This is a genomic window from Flavobacterium bomense (assembly GCF_003970355.1).
In genome coordinates, this window is record NZ_RYDJ01000106.1 from 1011 (window position 1) to 1399 (window position 389).

Annotated in this window: 1 protein-coding gene and 1 pseudogene; both read left to right on the forward strand. The window is 33.9% G+C overall.

Annotated features, from left to right (window positions below):
* Window positions 1-107, forward strand: a pseudogene (locus EKL98_RS18230) (sprT domain-containing protein); the annotation flags it as partial.
* Between the two features lie 51 nt (window positions 108-158).
* The coding region (locus tag EKL98_RS15915) for a sugar phosphate nucleotidyltransferase (protein WP_262706936.1) at window positions 159-389 on the forward strand (231 nt) is incomplete at its 3' end.

Consider the following 389-nt stretch of genomic DNA (forward strand, 5'->3'; position numbering starts at 1 on the left):
TCAAAAAAGGAGCTTTACGAACCAAACGATACGAATGTGTTGAGGTAAGTTCAGGGAGAACTTATCTTTTTAATCCAAATGCTGAGGTGGAATTATTACCGAGTTGATTATATTTGTAGCATTAATAAAAAATGAGATTTCTTAAATCCCACAACACTATGAACAAAAATTATTACGCAATATTGATGGCCGGTGGAGTTGGATCTCGTTTTTGGCCAGTGAGTACAGCTGAATTTCCAAAACAATTTCACGATATGTTGGGTGCTGGTGATACTTTAATCCAGAAAACTTTCAGTAGATTATCGAAATTGATTCCAGTAGAAAATATTTTGATTTTAACGAATGAGCGATACAATTCGATAGTTTTAGAGCAATTGCCAATGGTAAAA